General features: G+C 66.6%; 20 protein-coding genes. 13 read left to right on the top strand and 7 right to left on the bottom strand.

The window, feature by feature from the left end:
* Nucleotides 1-27 precede the first annotated feature (27 nt).
* A complete protein-coding gene (locus OG947_RS11405; RefSeq protein WP_027505998.1) occupies nucleotides 28-795 on the top strand; it encodes an LLM class F420-dependent oxidoreductase in 768 nt (255 codons plus the stop codon).
* Between the two features lie 3 nt (nucleotides 796-798).
* Here the strand turns inward: OG947_RS11405 and OG947_RS11400 are convergent, their stop codons facing one another.
* Nucleotides 799-2,163: an ammonium transporter gene (locus OG947_RS11400; RefSeq protein WP_328811878.1), complete on the bottom strand. Its 1,365-nt coding sequence runs from the start codon at nucleotides 2,161-2,163 to the stop codon at nucleotides 799-801.
* 190 nt (nucleotides 2,164-2,353) lie between these two features.
* On the opposite strand from OG947_RS11400, the gene OG947_RS11395 reads away from it, so the two are divergent.
* From OG947_RS11395 to fdhA, 4 genes are all read left to right on the top strand, one after another.
* Nucleotides 2,354-4,177: an ABC transporter substrate-binding protein/permease gene (locus OG947_RS11395; protein ID WP_328811877.1), complete on the top strand. Its 1,824-nt coding sequence runs from the start codon at nucleotides 2,354-2,356 to the stop codon at nucleotides 4,175-4,177.
* A 3-nt stretch (nucleotides 4,178-4,180) separates the two neighbouring features.
* Nucleotides 4,181-4,936: an amino acid ABC transporter ATP-binding protein gene (locus OG947_RS11390; RefSeq protein WP_056440906.1), complete on the top strand. Its 756-nt coding sequence runs from the start codon at nucleotides 4,181-4,183 to the stop codon at nucleotides 4,934-4,936.
* A gap of 81 nt (nucleotides 4,937-5,017) precedes the next feature.
* The gene (locus OG947_RS11385; RefSeq protein WP_328811876.1) at nucleotides 5,018-6,673 is read left to right on the top strand and encodes a DNA glycosylase AlkZ-like family protein; all 1,656 of its coding nucleotides are present in this window, start codon (nucleotides 5,018-5,020) and stop codon (nucleotides 6,671-6,673) included.
* A 112-nt stretch (nucleotides 6,674-6,785) separates the two neighbouring features.
* A complete protein-coding gene (fdhA, locus tag OG947_RS11380; protein WP_328811875.1) occupies nucleotides 6,786-8,006 on the top strand; it encodes a formaldehyde dehydrogenase, glutathione-independent in 1,221 nt (406 codons plus the stop codon).
* Nucleotides 8,007-8,052: 46 nt separating this feature from the next.
* On the opposite strand, the gene OG947_RS11375 is transcribed toward fdhA, so the two are convergent.
* On the bottom strand, nucleotides 8,053-8,883 hold the full coding sequence (locus tag OG947_RS11375; RefSeq protein WP_056440899.1) for an alpha/beta fold hydrolase: 831 nt from the start codon (nucleotides 8,881-8,883) through the stop codon (nucleotides 8,053-8,055).
* 153 nt (nucleotides 8,884-9,036) lie between these two features.
* On the opposite strand from OG947_RS11375, the gene OG947_RS11370 reads away from it, so the two are divergent.
* The gene (locus OG947_RS11370; protein WP_027505992.1) at nucleotides 9,037-11,091 is read left to right on the top strand and encodes a PhoX family protein; all 2,055 of its coding nucleotides are present in this window, start codon (nucleotides 9,037-9,039) and stop codon (nucleotides 11,089-11,091) included.
* A 27-nt stretch (nucleotides 11,092-11,118) separates the two neighbouring features.
* On the opposite strand, the gene ggh is transcribed toward OG947_RS11370, so the two are convergent.
* A complete protein-coding gene (gene ggh, locus OG947_RS11365; RefSeq protein ID WP_204869410.1) occupies nucleotides 11,119-12,456 on the bottom strand; it encodes a glucosylglycerate hydrolase in 1,338 nt (445 codons plus the stop codon).
* Nucleotides 12,457-12,589: 133 nt separating this feature from the next.
* Here ggh and OG947_RS11360 point away from each other — a divergent pair, with 133 nt between their 5' ends.
* Together OG947_RS11360 and OG947_RS11355 are read left to right on the top strand one after the other, a co-directional pair.
* Complete coding sequence (locus OG947_RS11360) at nucleotides 12,590-13,531, top strand: universal stress protein (protein WP_328811874.1); 942 nt, start codon at nucleotides 12,590-12,592, stop codon at nucleotides 13,529-13,531.
* A gap of 23 nt (nucleotides 13,532-13,554) precedes the next feature.
* Nucleotides 13,555-14,985: an amino acid permease gene (locus OG947_RS11355; protein WP_328811873.1), complete on the top strand. Its 1,431-nt coding sequence runs from the start codon at nucleotides 13,555-13,557 to the stop codon at nucleotides 14,983-14,985.
* Nucleotides 14,986-14,999: 14 nt separating this feature from the next.
* Here the strand turns inward: OG947_RS11355 and OG947_RS11350 are convergent, their stop codons facing one another.
* From OG947_RS11350 to OG947_RS11340, 3 genes are read right to left on the bottom strand one after another with little or no spacing between them, the layout of a single operon-like run.
* Entirely contained in the window at nucleotides 15,000-15,782 is a 783-nt protein-coding gene (locus tag OG947_RS11350; protein ID WP_027505989.1) for a pirin family protein, read from the bottom strand.
* A gap of 30 nt (nucleotides 15,783-15,812) precedes the next feature.
* Nucleotides 15,813-16,412, bottom strand: coding sequence for an NAD(P)H:quinone oxidoreductase (wrbA, locus tag OG947_RS11345; RefSeq protein ID WP_027505988.1), 600 nt, complete (start codon nucleotides 16,410-16,412; stop codon nucleotides 15,813-15,815).
* Between the two features lie 45 nt (nucleotides 16,413-16,457).
* The gene (locus OG947_RS11340; protein ID WP_027505987.1) at nucleotides 16,458-16,964 is read right to left on the bottom strand and encodes a VOC family protein; all 507 of its coding nucleotides are present in this window, start codon (nucleotides 16,962-16,964) and stop codon (nucleotides 16,458-16,460) included.
* Nucleotides 16,965-17,063: 99 nt separating this feature from the next.
* Between OG947_RS11340 and OG947_RS11335 the strand changes: the two genes are divergently transcribed.
* Entirely contained in the window at nucleotides 17,064-17,522 is a 459-nt protein-coding gene (locus tag OG947_RS11335) for a MarR family winged helix-turn-helix transcriptional regulator (RefSeq protein ID WP_027505986.1), read from the top strand.
* 9 nt (nucleotides 17,523-17,531) lie between these two features.
* Complete coding sequence (locus OG947_RS11330; RefSeq protein ID WP_328811872.1) at nucleotides 17,532-18,203, top strand: SDR family oxidoreductase; 672 nt, start codon at nucleotides 17,532-17,534, stop codon at nucleotides 18,201-18,203.
* Nucleotides 18,204-18,227: 24 nt separating this feature from the next.
* Here the strand turns inward: OG947_RS11330 and OG947_RS11325 are convergent, their stop codons facing one another.
* Entirely contained in the window at nucleotides 18,228-18,614 is a 387-nt protein-coding gene (locus OG947_RS11325) for a universal stress protein (protein WP_027505984.1), read from the bottom strand.
* A gap of 177 nt (nucleotides 18,615-18,791) precedes the next feature.
* Between OG947_RS11325 and OG947_RS11320 the strand changes: the two genes are divergently transcribed.
* Genes OG947_RS11320 through OG947_RS11310 form a run of 3 tightly spaced genes read left to right on the top strand, consistent with a single transcriptional unit; the run spans nucleotide 18,792 to nucleotide 21,825 of the window.
* Nucleotides 18,792-19,775 carry a Bug family tripartite tricarboxylate transporter substrate binding protein gene (locus OG947_RS11320; protein ID WP_328811871.1) on the top strand — a complete coding sequence of 328 codons (984 nt, stop codon included), beginning with the start codon at nucleotides 18,792-18,794 and terminating at the stop codon, nucleotides 19,773-19,775.
* Nucleotides 19,772-20,320, top strand: a complete 549-nt coding sequence (locus OG947_RS11315; RefSeq protein ID WP_222637854.1) for a tripartite tricarboxylate transporter TctB family protein — start codon at nucleotides 19,772-19,774, stop codon at nucleotides 20,318-20,320. Before OG947_RS11320 ends, OG947_RS11315 begins: the two co-directional genes overlap by 4 nt.
* The gene (locus tag OG947_RS11310) at nucleotides 20,320-21,825 is read left to right on the top strand and encodes a tripartite tricarboxylate transporter permease (protein WP_222646446.1); all 1,506 of its coding nucleotides are present in this window, start codon (nucleotides 20,320-20,322) and stop codon (nucleotides 21,823-21,825) included. Before OG947_RS11315 ends, OG947_RS11310 begins: the two co-directional genes overlap by 1 nt.
* Nucleotides 21,826-21,929: the final 104 nt, after the last annotated feature.

Below are 21,929 nucleotides of genomic sequence, written 5' to 3'. Positions count from 1 at the left end.
GCCAGCGCACTCACCGAAGGATCACACATGTCCGTTCGCATCGGAGTTCAGCTTCAGCCCCAACACGCCCCCGATTACGGCCTCATCCGCGACGCGGTGTTGCGGTCCGAGGACGCCGGCGTGGACATCGTCTTCAACTGGGATCACTTCTACCCGTTGTACGGCGACCTCGACGGCGCCCACTTCGAGTGCTGGACGATGCTGGGCGCCTGGGCCGAGCAGACCTCGAACGTCGAGATCGGCGCGCTCGTCACCGGCGGCGGCTACCGCAATCCCGACCTGCTGGCCGACATGGCGCGCACCGTGGACCACATCAGTGGAGGACGGCTGATCCTGGGCATCGGCGCCGGGTGGAACCAGAAGGACTACGACAACTTCGGCTACGACTTCGGCACCGCCGGCTCACGCCTGGCACTGCTCGACGAGAGTCTCGCCCGCATCACCTCGCGTCTCGCCGTCGGCAATCCGGCGCCCACTCGCCACATCCCGATTCTCATCGGCGGTGGCGGTGAGAAGAAGACGCTCAAGATGGTCGCCCGCTACGCCGACGTCTGGCACAGCTTCGCCGACCTGGACGCGCTGAAGCACAAGTCCGAGGTCCTGGCCGGACACGGTGAGACCGTCGGCCGCGACGTGTCGCAGATCGAGCGATCGGTGGCGTGGCCGGGCGCGGACGACGCGCAGGCCTTCGTCGACGCCGGAGCCACCCTCTTCACCGTCGGCGTCAACGGCCCCGACTACGACCTCACCGAGCTGACCGGCGCGATCTCCTGGGCGCGGTCGCACCAGGGTTGACAGTCAGCCGGACTGCTTTCCGAACAGCCCCGAGCTGCCGTGTCCGCCGTGCGAGGAGGCGAACTCGTACGCGGACTCGGCATGCTCGTGTTCGTCGATGCCGTCCGTCTCGTGCTGCGGATCCGCTCTGATCCCGATGGTCAGCTTCAGCACCGTGGCGATGGCCGCGGTGACCAGGAACGCATAGGCGAGAACGACGACGACGGCGACCACCTGTCGACCCAGCTGCGTGACGCCGCCGCCGTAGAACAGGCCGTCGACACCGGGCGGCATGTCGCTGCTCGCGAGGAGGCCGATCATGAGCGTGCCGACGATGCCACCGACCAGGTGCACTCCGACCACGTCGAGCGAGTCGTCGTACCGGAAGCGGTACTTGAGGCCGATCGCCAGGGCGCAGGCGACACCGGCGGCAGCGCCGACGCCCAGAGCGCCGATCGGGGTGACGGCCGTGCACGACGGCGTGATGGCCACCAGACCGGCGACGACACCCGACGCCGCGCCGAAGGATGTGGCCTTCCCGTCGCGGATCTTCTCGACCACCAGCCACGCCACCATCGACATCGCGCCCGCGCCCATCGTGTTGACCAACGCGACCGCGGCGACGCCGTCCGCCGCGAGCGACGATCCGGCGTTGAAGCCGAACCAGCCGAACCACAGCAGCCCGGCACCCACCATGACGGCGGGCAGGTTGTGCGGCCGCATCGCCTCCCGTGGCCACCCACGACGCTTGCCGACGACCAGGGCGAGCGCCAGTCCGGCCGCGCCGGCATTGATCTCCACCGCGGTGCCCCCGGCGAAGTCGATGGCCTTCAGCTGGTTGGCGATCCAGCCCCCGGTCTCCGCGGTGACACCGTCGAACGCGAACACCCAGTGTGCGACGGGGAAGTAGACGAGTGTCGCCCAGAGGCCGGCGAAGATCACCCACGGCATGAAACGCATCCGGTCGGCGACGGCGCCGGACACGAGCGCCACGGTGACCATCGCGAAGCCTGCCTGGAAGGCCACGAAGGCGAGCGCCGGAACGGTTCCCACCAGCGGGATCTCGACCGCGCCGCCCCCTGCTCCGAAGCTGCCGCCGATCAACGAGGTGAGGCCGGCGAACTGCGTCGGGTGCCCGATCCACCCACCGACGCTGTCGTCGCCGAACACCATCGAGTATCCGAACAGGACCCACAGGACCCACACGACCCCGATGGCCGACAGGCTCATCATCATCATGTTCAGCACGCTCTTCACGCGCACCATGCCGCCGTAGAAGAACGCGAGCCCCGGAGTCATCAACAGCACCATCGCGGCACTGGCCAGAACCCACGCCGTGTTGCCGGCATCCGGAGCGCCCGTCAGCGGGTACTCGAGACTGGAGTACATACGAACACCTTCCGTCCCCCGGCGCACACCCTCCAGGCGTCCTGGATAGTCGGTGACGTGCGCCCCGACGGAGACTAGACCCCTGGTCGGAGCGGTCCCCACGGCGATCACCGGCAACAGATCACTGAGCACAACCATTGCGCGTTCGACGTTTCGGTGATCCCGGCACGTGAGCCCTAGTGTTCATCTCATGCTTGCGCACCGCGTGGGACGGAAACTCATCGTCCTCGTCTCCACACTTCTCCTCGCCGTCCTCCTCGCGTCCTGCGGCACCTCGGACGGCGGCTCGTCGGACGGCTCCTCGTCCGCTGCCGCGGCACCGACCGAACTCTGCTCACCACCCGGTGTGGACAGCGCGTCGTCCACGCCGACCAACTTCGACGCCGCGGCCGCCGCCGCGACCGAGGATCGGTACACGACGCCGTCGGTCACGCCGCTCGATCGCATCGACACCTCGCAGCTCGGACTGATCACGCCCGGCCAGCTCACCGTCGGCACGCTCTCCGACGCGCCGCCGAGCATCTGCGTCGACGGCTCCGGCACCTACACCGGCTACGACAACGAGCTGCTGAAGGCCGTCGCCGCGAAGCTCGGCCTGCAGATCAACTTCTCAGGCACCGAGTTCTCGGGTCTGCTCGCGCAGGTCGCCGGCCGACGCTTCGACGTCGGGTCGTCGTCCATCACCACCACCGACGAGCGGCGCAACACGGTCGGCTTCACCAACGGCTACGATTTCGGCTACTTCTCCCTGGTCGCGAAGGCCGGCGGACCGATCACCGCCTTCGAGAACCTGGGGCCGGACACCCGTATCGGCGTCGTGCAGGGAACGGTGCAGGACGACTACGTCGTCAACACCCTGGGCCTGGACCCGGTGAAGTTCCCCGACTACAACACCGCGTACGCAAATCTCCGCACCGGACAGATCGACGCCTGGGTCGCACCGTCGCAGCAGGCCGAGGGCCTGGTGAAGCCGGAGGACGGGACCGCGATCACGCAGAACACGTTCAGCCTCAACAACTTCGTCGGGTGGGCCGTCGCGCGGGACAACCAGCCGCTGATCGACGCGTTGAACTCCGGCCTCGACGCGATCATCGAGGACGGAACCTGGGCGCAGCTGTACTCCGACTGGGTGCCGCGCGAACTCCCGGAGGGATTCAAGCCCGGTAGCAAGGCAGCGCCGCAGCCCGAGCTTCCCGACTTCGCGGCCATCGCCGCCGAGAACGACGCGAATGCCCCGGCCGCGCAGGCCGTCGCACCGAAGTCGACGTTCGAGCAGCTCGGCGACACGTTCTTCGACTGGAACCTCTACAAGAAGGCGCTGCCGGACCTGCTGAAGACCGGGCTGCCGAACACCCTGATCCTGGCGTTGGCGTCGGGCATCATCGGCACCGTCCTCGGCATGCTGCTCGCTCTCGCGGGACTTTCGCGTACTCGGTGGCTGCGCTGGCCCGCCCGCGTCTACACCGACATCTTCCGCGGACTGCCCGCCGTCGTGATCATCCTGGTCATCGGTCTGGGCATCGGACCGGTGGTCAGCGGCATCACCGGCAACAACCCGTACTGGCTCGGTGCGGTGGCGTTGTCGCTGCTCGCGGCCGCGTACATCGGCGAGATCTTCCGATCCGGCATTCAGAGCGTCGAGAAGGGGCAGATCGAGGCAGCGCGTGCTCTCGGGTTCAGCTACCGACGCTCGATGCGCCTGGTCGTGGTGCCGCAGGGTGTCCGGCGCGTGCTTCCCGCACTCGTCAACCAGTTCATCTCGCTGATCAAGGACTCGTCGCTGATCTACTTCCTGGGTCTGCTGGCGACGCAGCGCGAACTGTTCGCCGTCGGCCGAGACCTCAACGCGCAGACCGGAAACCTGTCACCCCTGGTGGCGGCCGGACTCGTCTATCTCGCGATGACCGTCCCGCTGACCCACCTGGTCAACTACATCGACAAGCGTCTGCGCGTCGGCAAGGCCGAGCAGACACTCGACCCGGTCGAGCAGGCCATCGTCGTGGAAAGAGGCTGACACATGACCACCGCACCCTCGACCGAGCCGTTGACCGGCGTCTCACTCGCCGGCCGTGACCTGCACCTGTCCTTCGGCACCAACAAGGTCCTGCGCGGCGTCGACATCGACGTCGCCGCAGGAGCCACCACCACTGTCATCGGACCGTCCGGGTCGGGCAAGTCCACGCTCCTGCGCGTGCTCAACCGACTGCACGAGCCCGAGCAGGGCGACATCCTGCTCGACGGACGCTCGGTGCTGAAGGACGATCCAGACGCGCTGCGCCAGCGCATCGGCATGGTGTTCCAGCAGTTCAACCTGTTCCCGCACCGGACCGTCCTCGACAACGTCGCGCTCGGTCCGTGGAAGTTGAAGGGACTGAGCAAGGACGACGCACACGCCGCCGCGCTCGCCCAGCTCGACAAGGTGGGCCTGAAGGAGAAAGCGGGCTCGCGCCCCGGCAACCTCTCCGGCGGTCAGCAGCAGCGAGTGGCCATCGCGCGAGCACTCGCCATGGAACCGCAGGTGATGTTCTTCGACGAGGCCACGTCCGCCCTCGACCCGGAGCTCGTCAAGGGCGTGCTCGCCCTCATGGCGGACCTCGCGACCGGCGGCATGACGATGGTCGTCGTCACGCACGAGATGGGCTTCGCCCGCTCGGTGTCCGACCGCGTGCTGTTCATGGACCACGGCAGCGCCGTCGAGGTGGGCCCGCCCGCAGCGCTGTTCGACGACCCGCAGACCGAGCGACTGCAGAGGTTCCTGTCCGAGGTGCTGTAGACAGCTCACTCATAACTATCAAAACTTATGACTCCGTGTTCTTAGACGTCGACGGAGTCAACAGTATGCATACTTGTAGCCATGGATACGCGCGAACTCGTGGACGGCGGCGAAACCCTCACGGTGGAGTTCAAGGCTGAGATCAACGACCGTGATCTCACGAAAGCGGTCGCGTGTATGGCGAACGGGCGGGGCGGTGTGGTCCTGGTCGGCGTCAACGACGATGGAACACTCCGGGGCGCAAAGCCGCGTCACGGGGACGAGACCTTTCCAGACCGTGTAGCCGCCTACATCCAGGCGAACACCGAACCAGCTCTACCCGTCCAGGTCATCCTCGAGGACCTCGACGGGATTGCCATCCTGCGGATCGATGTGCCGATAGCGGAACCAGGTCCAGTCGGAACCAAACATGGACTATTCACCCGTCGCGTTCTCGACACGAATGGGATGCCTGCGTGTATACCGATGACAGCACACGAGATTGTCAGCGTGGGCATGCTGACACGTGGCCAGGACTTCGCAGCAGCGGTGGCGAAGGGCGCCACGTTCGAAGACCTCGACCATCACGAGTTCGATCGCTTTCGCGAGCTTTGCTCGAGATCAGGCGACAACATAGCTCACTTGTCAGATGAGGACTTGCTCAAGGCGCTGGGGCTGACGCCGCTGAGTGATCCAGTGAGTCTCGGTGCGATCCTCCTGTTCGGTCACCGGCATGCGCTTTCACGATGGCTACCGAATGCAGAATTTCTTTTCCAAGACGCGCGCAGTACGGAGAGTGCGGTCAACGAGCGAATTATTGCTCCGCTTCTCAAAGTGGCCGAATATTTGAAGGACTTGATCGACCAGCGCAACGAGGTCACCGAATTGATCGTCGGACTTCAGCGAATTGATGTACCACTGATCCCGTCGATCACTCGGCGTGAAGCCGTTGCGAACGCACTGATTCATCGGGACTACGCGGTACTGGGCCCGACTGTCGTTCAGATAACCGACGACAGCTTTGTGGTCACCAGTCCGGGAGGCTTTCCACCTGGTGTCGACGTCTCGAACATTCTTGACCAATCGAGGCCCCGAAGCCCCATTCTTGCTGCGGCTTTCAAAAGAGCGGGCCTGGTCGAGCGCCGCGGCAAAGGCGTGAACGAGATGTATGAACAACAACTTCGCGCCGGACGTGACACACCCGATTACTCGCGTAGCAACTCGTTCGGTGTCACGGTCATAGTTTCCCTGTCGAACGCGGACCTCGATCTCGTTCGTTTTCTCCTCTCGTGGGAGGACGATAACCAGAAGCCACTCAAGTTGAATGAACTCCGTACCGTGCACGAAGTAAAGTCCTCCGGCTCAGCAACCAGTGTAGAAATCGCAGAGCGACTGAATGCGCTTCCCGCAACGGCACGGAACACACTAGCCAAACTGGTCGAGTTCGGAATTCTGGAAGCGCGAGGTGTTGGTCGCAGTCGTAGGTATCACCTCACCGCGCGCTTCTATGATCTCGCGAAAGATAGGAACGCTTACGTGAGATTGATCGGTGCAGATCCAATGCAGCAAGAACGCATGGTCCTCGACTATGTGAGGGCTTACGGATCGATCACCAGAAGCCAGGCTGCGCAGCTTTGTCAGACGTCGCCGACGCAAGGTCGGTCGATCCTCAAGAAACTCGTCGAAGACAACAGGCTGGTCATCAAGGGTGAGCGACGCGGCGCGCGTTATGTGTTCCCATCGGCGTCCACTGAGTGAGGGAAACAGCCCATCTGTGACGCGGCGCACATCATCCCGCGTACGGTCGAGAGAGATGCCGACATTCGCACTCGAGAATGTCGGCGCTCTACCTCGAACGGGAGCTGAAAACATGGCCGACAACAGAGCCGTCGCCTACGCCGGAGCCGGGAAGGTCGAGGTCGTCGACATCGACTTCCCCAGCTTCACCTTGCAAGACGGGCCCGGCGTGAACCCGGCGAGTGTGGGCCGCGAGTGCCCGCACGGAGTGATCCTGAAGGTGGTGTCCACCAACATCTGCGGCAGCGATCAGCACATGGTTCGCGGCCGCACGACGGCACCCGAGGGCCTGGTGCTCGGGCACGAGATCACGGGCGAGGTCATCGAGGTGGGCCGCGACGTGGAGTTCATCAGGCAGGGTGATCTGTGCTCGGTGCCGTTCAACATCGCGTGCGGCCGCTGCAAGAACTGCAAGGAACGCAAGACCGGCATCTGCCTGAACGTCAATCCTGATCGTCCCGGCGCCGCCTACGGCTACGTCGACATGGGCGGCTGGGTCGGCGGCCAGGCCGAATACGTCATGGTGCCGTACGCGGACTGGAACCTGCTGAAGTTCCCCGACCGCGATCAGGCCATGGAAAAGATCCTCGACCTGACGATGCTGTCGGACATCTTCCCCACCGGCTTCCACGGCTGCGTGACGGCCGGAGTGGGAGTCGGGTCGACGGTCTACATCGCCGGCGCCGGACCCGTCGGACTCGCCGCGGCGGCCAGCGCGCAACTGCTCGGCGCCGCCGTCGTCATCGTGGGCGACCTCAACGAGAGCCGGCTCGCGCAGGCCCGAAGCTTCGGTTGCGAGACCGTCGACGTCAGCAAGGGCGATCCGAAGGATCAGATCGAGCAGCTGCTCGGGGTACCGGAAGTCGACTGCGGCGTCGACGCCGTCGGTTTCGAGGCACGCGGTCACGGTGACGGGTCGGCGACGGAAGCGCCTGCCACCGTGCTGAATTCGCTGATGGACATCACGACGGCGGGTGGTTCGCTCGGCATCCCGGGGTTGTACGTCACCGGCGATCCCGGCGCATCCGACGAAGCCGCCAAGGTCGGCGCGTTGTCGCTGAGCCTCGGCACCGGGTGGGCCAAGTCGTTGTCCTTCGCCACCGGACAGTGCCCGACGATGCAGTACCACCGCGGGCTGATGATGGCGATCCTGCACGATCGCGTGCAGATCGCGAAGGCCGTCAACGCACGCGCCATCTCGCTCGAGCAGGCTCCGCAGGGCTACGCCGACTTCGACTCCGGTGAGGCCACGAAGTTCGTGCTCGACCCCCACGGGCTCCTCGGCGCGGCCTGACCGACTCTCGCGAGGTGGGCTGTGGCGCCCACCTCGCGAGTGCGCGTCAGCCCAGGAACGCGAGCAGTTCCTGGTTGAACCGATCCGGGTGCGAGGTGTTGAACCCGTGCGGGCCGCCCTCGACGAGTACCAGGGTGCTGTTCGCGATCGCCTCGTGTGAGCGCTTGCCGCTCACCTCGAACGGAACGATGGCGTCCGCGTCGCCGTGGATGACGAGGGTGGGGACGTCGATCTTCGGCATGTCCTCACGGAAGTCGGTGCGCGCGAACGCCTCGATGCAGCCGAGGATCGCCGGTGTCGACGCTTCGGCCGCCATGTCCACCGCGTACTGACGATCCTCCTCCGAGACCTTCAGCTCGCCGTTCGCGCTGAAGAAGTTGGTGGCGAAGCCGTCGAGGAAGGCGTTGCGGTCCTCCTCGACGCCGTTCTCGAACCCCGCGATCGTCTCGTCGTCGAGGCCGCCGTCGGGGTTGTCCTCGGACTTGTAGAGGTACGGGGGAACAGCACCGGCGAGCACCGCCTTCGCGATGCGGTCGCTGCCGTACTTCGCGAGGTAGCGCACCACCTCGCCGCCGCCCATGGAGAAACCCACCAGCGTCACGTCCCTCAGGTCGAGCGTCTCCAGCAGGACCGACAGGTCCGCGGCGAACGTGTCGTAGTCGTAACCGGACTCGGGCTGCGACGAGCTGCCGAATCCACGCCGGTCGTACGTGACGACGCGGTGGCCCGCGTCGAGCAGTGCGACGATCTGGGGCTCCCACGACCGCTCGTTGAGCGGCCAGCCGTGGATCAACACCACCGGCGCGCCCTCGCCTCGGTCCTGGTAGTGCAGGTCGATCGGGGCGTCGTTCTCGACTCCCACCGAGAGCATCGGCATGTCGTGCCTCCTTCGTCGCGGTGTCTCCGCGTCGCTCTCGGTCTACCCGGAGCGTGCCCCGACGACACACGTTCGCCCACCGTTCACCTTCCTGCACCCGGGGAGTTGCTTACCTTCCCTTTGCCTTTTGCCCGGCACTTCTACGGTCGACCGGTGACCACGATTCCGCTTCCCCTGATCGTCTCCCATCAGCACGACGGCAGCTCCTCGCGGTCGTCGCTGACGTGCAAGTACAAGTGCGGCGACGCCTGCTTCCACGAGGTGCCCAACACGTCGTCGAGCGAGTACTTCGGCGACATAGTCAAGACGGCGATGACGCGCCGCGGCATCCTGCGCGGTAGTGCGATGGCCGTGCTGGCCGTCGGCGCCACCAGCGCCCTCGCCGCGTGCGGCACAGAGGACTCGGGCACGGCCACCACCGCGTCGGCCACCCCGACCCCGGAGCCGCGTGGACTCGACTTCGCCGCCGTCGCGCCCAACACCGAGGACGCGGTCGTCGTCCCGGAGGGGTACGAGCAGGCCGTCGTCATCCGGTGGGGCGACCCGGTGGTCGAGGGTGCGCCTGCCTTCGACTTCGACAACCAGACCTCGGCGGCCCAGGAGAAGCAGTTCGGATTCAACAACGACTTCGCGGGTCTGCTGCCGATCGACGGGTCGTCCACCGAGTACCTGCTGGTGGTCAACCACGAGTACACGACGGAACCGTTCCTCTTCAAGGGGTACGACGCGGAGAACCCCACCGCGGAGCAGGTCGCCATCGGCCTTGCCGCCCATGGTCTCTCGGTGGTCCAGGTGGCCGGTGAAAACGGCTCGGGCAAGCTCACCCCGCAGATGGGCCGCTACAACCGTCGCATCACCGGATCGACCGAGTTCGTCCTCACCGGACCCGCGGCCGGCAGTGACTTCCTCAAGACCTCCGCCGATCCCACCGGCACCAGGGTGTTCGGCACGTTCAACAACTGCTCCGGTGGCGTCACCCCGTGGGGCACCGTGTTGTCCGGCGAGGAGAACATCAACCAGTACTTCGCCAACGCCGAGAGTGTGACCGACCCCGTGGTCGCCGAGCGTCTGGCGCGCTACGGCGTGGAAGGTGCTGCGTCCGAGCGCAAATGGGAGCGATTCGACAAGCGCTTCGATCTGGCGCAGGAGCCGAACGAGGTGAATCGCTTCGGCTGGGTCGTCGAGGTGAACCCGTGGGATCCCACCGCAGCGCCGATCAAGCACACGGCACTCGGCCGGTTCAAGCACGAGGCCGCGACCATCCACGTGACCGACGACGGCACCGTGGTCGCCTACAGCGGTGACGACGAGCGTTTCGACTACATGTACAAGTTCGTCTCCAGCCGGAAGATGATGCAGGGCACCGGCGCTGCGGCACTGCGGTCCAACGTGACGCTTCTCGACGCCGGAACCCTCTACGTCGCGACGCTTTCCGGTGACGCGCCCGACCAGATCGACGGCTCCGGAAAGCTCCCGACGACGGGACAGTTCGCCGGCAAGGGCGAGTGGATCCCGTTGTTGCGTACCGGCGAGGACGGCCGCGGCGAGTCCCTGGTCGACGGCATGTCCGCCGAGGAGGTCGCCGTCTTCACGCGCCTCGCCGGTGACAAGGTCGGCGCCACCAAGATGGACCGGCCGGAGGACTTCGAGCCGAACCCCGTCACCGGCAAGGTGTACGTGGCGCTGACCAACAACTCGAACCGAGGCACCGAGGGCAAGGCCGCCGCCGACGAGGCGAATCCGCGGGACAAGAACAAGAACGGCCAGGTCCTCGAGCTCGACGACGACCACGCCGGGACCAGTTTCACGTGGAACCTTCTGCTCGTCTGTGGCGATCCCGCAGCCGCCGACACCTACTTCGGTGGCTTCGACAAGTCGCAGGTCAGCCCGATCTCGTGCCCGGACAACCTGGCGTTCGACGCCGACGGCAACCTGTGGGTGTCGACGGACGGTAACGCCCTCGACTCCAACGACGGCCTGTTCTCGGTGGTTCTCGACGGTGACCGCCGCGGCCAGACGAAGCAGTTCCTCACCGTGCCGAAGGGCGCCGAGACCTGCGGTCCGATCGTGCAGGAGCAGCGTGTCGTCGTGAGCGTGCAGCACCCGGGCGAGGAGGACGACGCCAGTGCCGACGCCCCCGCCTCGCACTGGCCCGACGGTGGCGACTCGCAGCCCCGTCCGTCGGTCGTCGCGGTGTGGAAGGTCTGACCTTCTCCCTGCCGTCGTGGACCGCGGTCAGCCCAGCCAGTCGAGCACGCTGGCCGCGGTCCACGATTGCTGCATGCTTCCCAACGGCTCTCCGGTGAACGGCTCGTAGTATTCGGCGAAGCTGCCGTCGCTGGCCTGCCGCAGCCCCTCCTCGCGCAACATCGCCGACCGCTCCGACCACCCGCGTCGAGCGAAGGCCCACGAGAACAGCCACGTCACCACCGGCCACACGGGACCGCGCCAGTACTCGCGAGGTCGGAAGTCCCGCGAGATCGGCGACGTCGACGGGGGAACGGCGTACTTGAAGTCCGGGTGCCCGCAGAAGCGCGGACCCTCGAAGAGTCGCAGCAGCGCCCGCTCGGTGTCACGAGGCAACCCACCGCACAGCAGCGGCGCGAACATCGCCATCGTGTCGGTCTTGATCCACTCCCCGGACCGCACGTCGCGATCCCGAGCCGCGCCGGAACGCGCGTCGGTGGTGGCGACGACGCCGCTCCGGAACCGGTCGGCCCAGGCGCGCAGGTCCCGCACGTCCGCATGAGGCCGGGAATGGTCCTCGCCGATGGTGGCCAGCACGTCACAGGCGACGGCGAAGATCGCGCTGACGAACACGTCCTCCACCGCGAAGCTCATGGCACTGTTCAGCGCGAGATCGTCGTACCGGGCGAGCTTCATCTCCTCGAGCAGCCAGAGATAGCGGTCGTACTCGATGTTGCTCGGGCGCTGCGACGAGTCGGTGACGATGGACGTGTCCTCCCGGATGTACGGCGGCACCGCCCCCGGAATCACCTTCGCGTACGCCGCGTCCCAGCGCGGCGAGTTGTCCATGCCCGATTCCCACCCGTGGTACAGCGTGATGCGCCCCGTGTGGTTCTGATCGCGTGCGTGTGCCAGCCAGCGGTGCCACCGCACCAGATCCGGCCATCGCCGATCGAGGAACTCACCGGCGACCTGCCGCGTGGTCCGCCCACGTCGACGGGCGTGATCGAGAATGCGCTGCACGGCGATCGCGTGCACGGGGGGCTGCGTGATGCCCGAGGTGTGGACGCCGACGGGTGCGTGCGCGGCGAGTTCGTTCACCTGCCAGCGGGCGGGCCCGGGAAAGTATCCGTCGACACCGCTGGCGAAGACGATGTGCGGGATCATGCCGTTGGACCACTGCGCGGACAACAGGGTGTCGAGCTCGACGACGGCCCGCTCGACACTCAACGGGGCGAGCCCGACCGACACGAAGGCGGCGTCCCAGCTCCACATGTGCGGGTACAGACGCGGAGCCGCGCTGGTCATGGTGCCCAGATCGTTGCCGCGCAGGAGATAGGCGGCCCGTGCCGCGAGCTGAGTCGGGGTGAATCCGGGGGCGGCCATGGGAGACATCATCCGTCGGACGGCGCGATCCTGCAGGACGCGCCGGTGAGTCGGGGTGCGGGCCCGGCGCGTCGGTCGCATACTGAGCCATCGGCGTCGAACGCGCCGGGGCAATTGGTCGGGGGTGGTGGGTGTGTCGACCGCGTCGATGTCCGCGCTGGTCGGGTGGCTGCCGGACGACTCCGGTCACGATGCTCTGGGTCTGGCCGCGCGCATGGCGACCACCGCTCGGGCCGCGGGCGGCGCGATGACGGTCCGCACGTGCACCGTCCTGCCGCGGACGTGGCCGTTCCCGTCGATGGCGCACGTGGACGCGGAGTACCGACGCTGGCTCGAGGAGCGCGGCACGGATGCGGCCGCTCGGGCCGATGCGGCGATGGCGGACCTGCTCACTCCGGCCGATCTGGGATCGCCCTCCGCCTTCTTCGCCGAGAACGCCGCCGAGTCGGCCGCACTCACCGCGGCGGCGGCCACTCACCATGCCGACCTGGTGGTGCTGGGGAGCTCCGACGGTCCCGACGATCGCTTCACGCCGGGGAGCACGAGCGAGACGCTGCTGCACTCGTCGGCTGTTCCGCTGGCACTGGCGCCGCGCGGAGCACGCCGCCGCACCGACGCCGTCTCCCGCATCTCCTGCGCCTACACCGGGACCCCGGAAGCCAAGGATGCGCTGTATTCCGCAGCGGCTCTCGCGGTGCGCTGGAACATCGCGCTGCGCCTGGTGGCGTTCGCACCACGACGCTCGACGACGTATCCCCCCTTCGGTGGCTACGACGCGGAGGATCTGGTGACGTCGCAGTGGCGTGAGCAGGCCACCGAGATGCTGCACTCCGCGGCGTCGGACGTCACGTCCGCCTACCCGGCCCTGTCCCCTACGTGCGCGGTGGGTTCCGGCGGGGACTGGCAGCACGTGGTGGACTCGGTCGAGCTGGGGCCCGAGGACCTGCTGGTGCTCGGTTCGTCCCGCCTCGGACCTCTCGCCCGGGTGTTCCTCGGCTCCACCGCGTCGAAGATTCTGCGGTACAGCCCTGTTCCGATTCTGGTCGTTCCCCGTGGAAGCCGATTCGCTCGGTGAACCGCGCCGATAGTGGAGGAAACATGAGCGATCCGGGCAACGGTTCGGGACTGCTGCGACGCAAGTCGATCAGCGACATCGCAGCCCTGGAGGCGACGGGCGAAGGTCGGCTGAAGCGGTCGATCACCACGTTCCAGCTGACGTGCATCGGCGTCGGCTCGACCGTGGGCACCGGCATCTTCTTCATCTTCTCGTCCGCCGTCCCGGTGGCGGGGCCCGCCGTCATCTTCTCGTTCGTCATCGCCGCCGTCACGGCCGGCCTGACGGCGCTCTGCTACGCCGAGCTGGCGTCGTCGATCCCGGCCTCCGGGTCGACCTACACCTACACGTACACCACCATCGGCGAGTTCGTCGCGATCCTCGTCGGCGCCTGCCTCATCCTCGAGTACGGCGTGTCGACGGCCGCGGTGTCGGTGCTGTGGTCCCAGTATCTCAACGACCTGTTGGATCGTACTGTCGGACTACGCATTCCGGACGTGCTGTCGCATGCACCCGGGGACGGCGCCGGCTTCGGCGTCAACCTGCCCGCCATCGTTCTCGTCGCGCTGTGCGCCGTGTTGCTGATCCGCGGAACGAGTGAGTCCGCTCGTGCGAACGCCGTCATGGTCGTCATCAAGATCGGCATCCTCGCGATGTTCGCCATCGTCGGTTTCACCGGATTCAGTCTCGAGAATCTGGAACCGTTCGCCCCGTTCGGAGTCGCCGGTGTCGGTGCGGCGTCCGGCCTGATCTTCTTCTCGTTCATCGGACTCGACGCGGTGTCGACGGCCGGCGAGGAGGTGCACAATCCCAAGCGCACGCTGCCCATCGCGCTCATCAGCGCGCTGGTGGTGGTCACGCTGATCTACCTGTTGGTGACGATGTCGGCGATCGGCGCGCAGAAGTACACCGAGTTCGAGGGCCAGGAGGCCGGTCTCGCCGAGATCCTGCAGTACGTCACAGGATCGAGCTGGCCGTCGATCGTGCTGTCGGCGGGCGCCGTCGTCTCGATCTTCTCGGTCACGCTGGTCACCCTCTACGGGCAGACTCGGATCCTGTTCGCGATGAGCCGCGACGGTCTGATCCCGAAGGTGTTCTCGCAGGTGAACCCTCGCAGCCTCGCACCGGTGAAGAACACGATCATCGTGGCGTTCTTCGTGTCCCTGCTCGCGGGTTTCCTGCCACTGGACTTCCTGGCGGACCTGGTGTCGATGGGCACGCTCGTGGCCTTCATCGTCGTCTCCGCCGGAGTGATCATTCTGCGCCGCCGCGAGCCGAACATCGAGCGCGGCTTCAAGGTTCCGCTGTACCCGGTGCTCCCGATCCTGTCGATCTGCGCATGCCTGTACCTCATCAGCACCCTGCACATCCAGACGTGGATCCTTTTCGCGGTCTGGCTGGCGGCCACGTCGGTGCTCTACTTCACCTACTCACGACGGCGATCGGCCCTGGAGCCGAACAGGCTCCAGGGCTGATCGAAGCGTGACGGTCAGCGACCGATGGTGGCGTGCATCTCCCAGACGATGACCTCGGCTGCGGACGTCGTCGACAGTGTCTGTCCGCCACCGCCCTTGATGCGGACCGCGTCACCCTCGCGCAGCAGGCCCACGCCCTCGAGCGAGGCCTCGCCGCGGGCGACGAAGACGTGCAGGAACGGAGCATCCGGAAGGTCCTGAGCCGGGGTGTCGGAACGCAACCGTGCGACGTGCATCGCGGCGTACTTGTTCTTGATGCGGATCGCCGAGTGGTCCTTGTAGGCGTCCATTCCCGACGCGACCGGAACCAGCCCGCCCGAGAGCAGTTCGTCGTCGATCTCGAGCTGCTCGTACCCGGGGGTGATGCCGGCCTCGTCGGGCACGACCCACATCTGCACGAAGTGCACCGGGTCCCGATGCTTCTGCGACGGGTTCTCCGTCGACGCGAGACGCCACGAGTCGTTCTTCTCCGAGTGCAGGATTCCCGTGCCGGCGCTCATCCGCTGGGCGAGCCCCGGGTAGATGAGCCCGTTGTGCCCGATGGAGTCCTGGTGCACGAGGGATCCCTGCAGGACCCACGTGACGATCTCCATGTCCCGGTGCGGGTGCGTGTCGAAACCGGTACCCGCGTCCACGATGTCGTCGTTGTTCACCATCAGCACCCCGTGGTGGGTGTTGTCGGGATCGTAGTGATGTCCGAACGAGAACGAATGGTGCGAGTCGAGCCAGCCGATGTTCGTGGCCGGCCGGTCGTCGGCGCGACGGACGTCGAGTTCGGGTGCGGTGGAGGTCGTCATGGGGGTCCCTTCTCGGGATGGGAAGTGAGACTACCGAGCGAGCTTGCCCGCGATGGTGACGACGCGGGTGGCGAGATGTCCGAGGGCGGCGCGGGTCGCGTCGTCCAGTTCGTTCTGGTTGTCGGGTCCGGTGACGTGGCCGACGCCGTAGGGGTTGCCGTCGGCGAACTTCAGTCCGTCGGTGTAGCCGGGGGGAACGAGGATGCCGCCGAAATGCATGAGCGAGGTGTACAGGTTGACGATGGTCGTCTCCTGGCCGCCGTGGGCCGTCTGGCTCGAGGTGAACGCGGCGTAGGCCTTGTCGGCGAGCTTGCCCTGGGCCCACAGGCCACCGAGCGTGTCGAAGAAGGTCTGGAACGGGGACGCGACGCTGCCGAAACGGGTCGGCGAGCCGAAGATGACGCCGTCGGCCCACACGATGTCGTCACCGGTGGCGGCCGGCAGATCCTTGGTGGCCTCGTAGTTGGCAGTCCAGGCGGGGTTCTCGGCGAAGGTCGCCGGGTCACGGGTCTCGGCGATGTGCCGGACGCGCACCTCGGCGCCGGCCGCCTGCGCGGCCTTCTCGAGCTCGGCCGCCATCGTGGTGCCGTGGCCGGTGGAGGAGTAGTAGAGGATCGCGAGCTTCGTCATGAGTGACCTTTCGGGAGAGGGACGTGGTTCGGGGGTGATTCGGACTCAGAGAACGTGGTGGCCGTACATCTCGCCGAGCGGGTCGGCGATGAGTTCGAGGCGTGCACCATCGGGATCACGGAAGTAGATCGAGACTCCACTGTGCTCCGTGAGCTCGACGCCCGCATCCGTCAGCTTGGTGCGCAGGTGTTCCCAGCGGTCGGGTTCCACGCTGATGGCCACGTGATGCAGTCCGCCGAGCACCTCCTCGTAGGGGCCGACGTCGAGGCCGGGGAAGTCGAAGAAGGCGAGGAGGTTGCTGTTCCCGATGTCGAAGAAGAAGTGCGACGAGCCGGGGTAGTCGCGGTTCTCGATCAACTCGGTCAGCGGGAACTCGAGCACACCCTGGTAGAACAGGATGGTCTGCTCGACGTCGCTGCTGATCAGCGCGGTGTGGTGCAGTCCGCGCGCCGAGGACGTCGGGCGGGACTCCGCAGGCTGCAGGTGCAGGCCCCGCAGTCGGTCGCGCCGGGCCTCGAACTCGTCCGAGCGCTGCTGCTCGTCGGCTGTCATGTTCATCGTCTCCGCCTTCGATCGAATCGTTGCGTTGTCAACTACCGAGAACAGTACCGCACATGGTTGCGCTGTCAACTACTTGGGTAGACTCGTGTCATGACTCAGTGGCTGACCGAGGACGAGCAGCGCGCCTGGCGCTCGTACCTCGACGCGACGCGTCTGCTGATGCAGACGCTCGATCGGCAGCTCACGCGCGATTCCGGGATCTCCTTCACCGACTTCGAGCTGCTCGTCGTGCTCTCGGAGGCACCCGGCCGACAGATGCGGATGCGCGACCTGGCCGATGCGGTGACCACCACCCGCAGTGGCGTCACCCGGGCGATCACCCGACTCGTCGACGCCGGTTGGGTCGTCCGCGTCGAATGCGAGGACGACCGTCGGGGGATGCTCGCGGAACTCACCGACGCGGGTATGGACAAGCTCGCGGCGTCGAGCCCCGGCCATGTCGGCGCCGTCCGGGCGTCGATGTTCGACGTCCTCACCGACGACGACGTCGCGACCTTCGCGAGGGCGTACTCGGACATGCGGACGCACATCCAGAAGGGCGCCGGATAGCCTCGCTGTATGCCACGCACAGCACTCGTCACCGGAGCCGCCCGCGGACTGGGAGCGGGAATCGCTCGCCTGTTGTCCGCCGATCACGACGTCTGGGTCGGGGGATCGACGGCCGACTCCGTCACGGGCATCTCCGACGAACTGATCAGCGCGCGGCCGTGGCCCGTCGACCTCACCGACGCGGACGCTCTCGCCGCGGCCACCGCGGACATCACGAGCCTCGACGTCCTGGTGCACAACGCGGGCGTCGCCGATCTCGGCACGGTGGAGACGCTGACGCTCGCGGACTGGCGACACACGTTCGAGGCCAACGTCTTCGCGGTGGCCGAGCTCACCCGCCTCCTGCTGCCCGCGCTCCGAGCAGCCGGCGGCCACGTCGTGTTGATCAACTCGGGCGCCGGCATCAGGGCCAACCCGGGGTGGAGTGCCTACGCCGCGAGCAAGTTCGCGCTGCGGGCCTTCGGCGACGCACTGCGCCTCGAGGAGCCGACCCTGCGCGTGACGTCCGTCCACCCGGGGCGCATCGACACCGACATGCAGCGCGCGATCGTCGCGGGCGAGGGCGACGAGTACGACGCCTCGAAGTACCTCACCGTCGAGACCGTCGCCCGCGCCGTCCGCCAGGCCGTGGACACCCCTGCCGATGCGCATCCCACCGAGATCGTCCTGCGCACACGGTGATCGGGGATCAGGGGCGAGCGTGACTCAGTGCTCGTTCGCCTTGACCACGAGCACGGGGACCGGACTGTCGAGCAACACGCGCTGAACCGTGCTGCCGGTCAGGAACTTTCCGACCGCGCTTCGGCGACGTGATCCGATGATCACCAGCGTGGCACCGACATCCGAGACCAGATCGACGAGAGCCCCCGCCGGATCGCCGCCGTCGGGTTCGACGCGCACCGTGAAGGAGTTCTCTCCCAGCACCTGACGTGCCTGCGCCTCGGCTGCGTCCCGGTGGGCGGTGGTGACCGAATCGGCGTCGATCACCGACAGGACGACGAGATCGGTTCCCCTCAGCGTCGCCTCCGCCTGTCCCTGCACGAGCGCCTCACGGCCTTCGGGTGTCGAATTCATCGCTACTGCAACGGTCATGACGGTGCCTTTCACATCGGGGAGACTCCAGGTTCACCGAGATTCCGTCGCGGCGACGTACGTTTCGCGGTATTCGTCCGTGCACACTATGGCCACAACTCGGATTCCCTGGACTATTCGGACATCCAGAACCTAGCCTCCTGATGTGACCGAAACCACTCCTGAGTTGTCGTGCCCATGCAGATCACAGTGAAGCGCGCGCTCGGCACGCTCGCTGTCGTCGCCGTCGTCGCCGTCGCCGGCATCGACGCGGCCGGCAGCGCCAGCGGATCCGACGCCCGCGCCAAGTTGACCCTGATCGCTCCCGCCGCCGCGGGAGGTGGATGGGACCTGGTGGCGCGTGAGTCGCAGCAAGCACTCCGTTCCGACGGCATCGTGAACAACGCCCAGGTGGTGAATGTCCCCGGAGCCGGCGGGACCATCGGGCTCAGTCAGCTCGAGAATCTCACGGGCCAGTCGACCACGGTCATGGTGACCGGCACGGTCATGCTCGGCGGTATCGCGATCAACAATTCCGACATCACCCTGCAGGACACCGTGCCCATCGCCAAGATGGCCGAGGACTTCGAGGTCTTCGTCGTACCGCGAGACTCGCCGTACCAGAACCTCGAGGACTTCATCGCCGCATGGCGGGCCAACCCCGGCGGTCTCCCCATCGGCGGCGGCTCGCTCGGCGGTATCGACCACATCGTCTCCGGCCAGCTGGCACAGCAGGTCGACATCGATCCGGCAGCGATCAACTACATCGCGTTCTCCGGCGGTGGTGAGGTGCTGACCTCGCTGTTGTCCAACACCGTCGGCATCGCCGTCAGCGGATACAACGACTTCCGCGACCAGATCGAATCCGGGAACGTCCGCGCCCTCGCGGTGGCGGCACCCGAGCCCGTCGAGGGGATCGACACCCCGACGTTCAAGGAACTCGGGTACGACGTCGACCTGGTCAACTGGCGCGGATTCGTCGCACCTCCCGGCATCTCGGACACCGACAGGCAGACGTTGATCGAGATCGTCACCGAGATGCAGGAGACCGAACAGTGGGACACCGCCATCGAGCGCAACCGGTGGAAGCCGTCCTTCGTCACCGGGGACGACTTCGGTGACTTCCTCGAGGTCGAACAGACCCGCATCACCGACATCCTCCGAGAGTTGGGCCTGGTATGAGTGAGAGTGTTTCGACCACGCGGGTGGAAACGCCGCCCGATACCGATCGTGGTTTCCTCCACGGCCGGAGCGGACTGGTGGTGTCGGGGCTTCTCGTCGCCCTCGGCCTGTTCCTGATCTACGGCACCGTCACCATGGACGTACCCGACACCGCGACATCGCCCGGCCCGCAGGTCTTCCCGGCCATCATCGCGGGACTGTGCTTCGTGATCGCCGTGCTCGTCGCGGTTCAACTGCTGCGCACTCCGGACGAGGTCGACCTCGGCGTCGACGAGGCCGGCGAGCCCAACACCGGCACCGTGTCCAACTGGCGTTCCGTCGGCATCACCGTCGGCTCGATCGCCCTGTTCATCGCCCTGCTGAATCCGCTGGGATGGGTTCTCGCCGGTGCGCTGCTGTTCTGGGGCGTCTCGATCGGACTCGGCGGCACCCGGTTCGTCTTCGACGCCGGTGTGGCGCTGGTCATGTCGTCCGTCGTCCAGCTGGTCTTCTCCGGTGGACTCGGGCTCACGCTGCCCGGCGGCATACTCGCGGCGGTGTTCTGATGGACGCACTCTCCAATCTCATCGACGGCTTCGGCACCGCGCTGACGCCCATGAACATCGTGTGGGTCGTCGTCGGCGCCCTGCTCGGCACCGCGGTGGGTGTCCTCCCCGGACTCGGATCGGCCATGGCTGTCGCCCTGCTCCTGCCCGTGACGTTCACCCTCGAGCCGACCTCGGCGCTCATCATGTTCGCCGGCGTCTACTTCGGCGGCCTGTTCGGTGACTCGATCTCCGGCATCCTCATGAACACCCCCGGAAACAGCACGGCGATCGCGGGAACGTTCGAGGGGCACCGCATGGCGAAGAACGGCCGCGCCCCACAAGCGTTGGCCACCTCCGCCATCGGCGCCTTCATCGGCGGCATCATCGCCACCACCCTCGTGGTGTTCTTCGCCCCGACGCTCGCCGACCTGGCCACGAACTTCGGACCCGCGGAGTACTTCGCCCTGGCGGTGTTCGCCTTCATCGCGACGTCCGCAGTGGTGTCCGACTCCGTCCTCAAGGGTCTGAGCGCACTGCTGATCGGCCTGACACTCGCCGTCATCGGTATCGACGGACCCTCCGGCGCATCACGGTTCACGTTCGAGGTACCGGCACTGTTCGACGGCATCTCCGTGGTGGTCATCACCGTCGCGATGCTCGCCCTCGGCGAGGTCATCTTCATCGCCTCGAAGATCGGCAAGCCCGACGACACCACGCTGATCCCGTCGAAGGGTCGACCCTTCCTGAGCAAGGCAGAGTTCCGCGAAGCGATGCCTGCATGGTTGCGCGGCACCGCATTCGGTGTTCCCTTCGGCGTCATCCCCGCCGGCGGCGCCGAGGTGCCGAGCTTCCTGGCCTACGGCACCGAGCGCCGCTTGGACCGACGCAGCAAGAACCCGATGTTCGGAAAGGGCGCGATCCGCGGCGTCGCCGGACCGGAAGCCGCCGGCAACTCCACCGCCGGTACCGCGATGGGTGCGCTTCTCGCCCTCGGGCTCCCCACGTCGGCGACGGCAGCGATCCTGCTCGCAGCGTTCCAGCAGTACGGGATCCAACCGGGACCGTTGCTGTTCGAGCGCAACGGTGAGGTCGTCTGGGCACTGCTCGCCAGCCTCTTCGTCGGCATGGTGGTCCTGTTGATCCTGAACCTGCCGTTCGCCCCCCTGTGGGCGCAGCTGCTCAAGATCCCCAAGAACTACCTGTACGCCGGCATCACCGTGTTCGCCTCGCTCGGCGTCTACGCGGTGAGCGCCTCGATCGTGGACCTCATCGCCATGCTCGGACTCGGCATCATCGGATTCATGCTGCGCCGTTTCGGAATCCCGTTGGCGCCGGTGCTCATCGCCGTCATCCTGGGACCGCTCGCCGAGGATTCGCTGCGACGAGCCCTGGCCGTCAGTGAGGGGGACGTCTCCGTCCTCGTCGGCAGTGGCATCACCGTCGTCCTGTACACGCTGATGGTCATCGCGGTGGTCTTCTCCATCGTGACGAAGGTGCGGTCGCGGGCGAAGGTGGACTTCTAGAGCACCCTGCTTCACCCCTCGCCCCTCGCGAGTACGTCGACAGTGTCGTGATCCAGCTGCTGATCACGACAATCAGGACGTACTCGCGGGGGGTTCGTGGGTGT

It is taken from the genome of Rhodococcus sp. NBC_00297, from assembly GCF_036173065.1.
Taxonomy (GTDB): Bacteria; Actinomycetota; Actinomycetes; order Mycobacteriales; family Mycobacteriaceae; genus Rhodococcoides.
The sequence above is the reverse complement of the archived record's forward strand: the minus strand, read 5'-3'. Positions and strand labels throughout refer to the sequence as shown.

Excerpts from the sequence above, each read along its gene's own strand:
- OG947_RS11355 (WP_328811873.1), top strand. The coding sequence starts at position 13,555 with ATGAGCGATCCGGGCAACGGTTCGGGACTGCTGCGACGCAAGTCGATC.
- ggh (WP_204869410.1), bottom strand. The coding sequence starts at position 12,456 with ATGGCCGCCCCCGGATTCACCCCGACTCAGCTCGCGGCACGGGCCGCC.
- OG947_RS11315 (WP_222637854.1), top strand. The coding sequence starts at position 19,772 with ATGAGTGAGAGTGTTTCGACCACGCGGGTGGAAACGCCGCCCGATACC.
- OG947_RS11325 (WP_027505984.1), bottom strand. The coding sequence starts at position 18,614 with ATGACCGTTGCAGTAGCGATGAATTCGACACCCGAAGGCCGTGAGGCG.
- wrbA (WP_027505988.1), bottom strand. The coding sequence starts at position 16,412 with ATGACGAAGCTCGCGATCCTCTACTACTCCTCCACCGGCCACGGCACC.
- OG947_RS11400 (WP_328811878.1), bottom strand. The coding sequence starts at position 2,163 with ATGTACTCCAGTCTCGAGTACCCGCTGACGGGCGCTCCGGATGCCGGC.
- OG947_RS11340 (WP_027505987.1), bottom strand. The coding sequence starts at position 16,964 with ATGACAGCCGACGAGCAGCAGCGCTCGGACGAGTTCGAGGCCCGGCGC.
- OG947_RS11385 (WP_328811876.1), top strand. The coding sequence starts at position 5,018 with ATGGATACGCGCGAACTCGTGGACGGCGGCGAAACCCTCACGGTGGAG.
- OG947_RS11330 (WP_328811872.1), top strand. The coding sequence starts at position 17,532 with ATGCCACGCACAGCACTCGTCACCGGAGCCGCCCGCGGACTGGGAGCG.
- OG947_RS11405 (WP_027505998.1), top strand. The coding sequence starts at position 28 with ATGTCCGTTCGCATCGGAGTTCAGCTTCAGCCCCAACACGCCCCCGAT.
- OG947_RS11375 (WP_056440899.1), bottom strand. The coding sequence starts at position 8,883 with ATGCCGATGCTCTCGGTGGGAGTCGAGAACGACGCCCCGATCGACCTG.
- OG947_RS11395 (WP_328811877.1), top strand. The coding sequence starts at position 2,354 with ATGCTTGCGCACCGCGTGGGACGGAAACTCATCGTCCTCGTCTCCACA.
- OG947_RS11335 (WP_027505986.1), top strand. The coding sequence starts at position 17,064 with ATGACTCAGTGGCTGACCGAGGACGAGCAGCGCGCCTGGCGCTCGTAC.
- OG947_RS11320 (WP_328811871.1), top strand. The coding sequence starts at position 18,792 with ATGCAGATCACAGTGAAGCGCGCGCTCGGCACGCTCGCTGTCGTCGCC.
- OG947_RS11350 (WP_027505989.1), bottom strand. The coding sequence starts at position 15,782 with ATGACGACCTCCACCGCACCCGAACTCGACGTCCGTCGCGCCGACGAC.
- OG947_RS11390 (WP_056440906.1), top strand. The coding sequence starts at position 4,181 with ATGACCACCGCACCCTCGACCGAGCCGTTGACCGGCGTCTCACTCGCC.
- OG947_RS11310 (WP_222646446.1), top strand. The coding sequence starts at position 20,320 with ATGGACGCACTCTCCAATCTCATCGACGGCTTCGGCACCGCGCTGACG.
- fdhA (WP_328811875.1), top strand. The coding sequence starts at position 6,786 with ATGGCCGACAACAGAGCCGTCGCCTACGCCGGAGCCGGGAAGGTCGAG.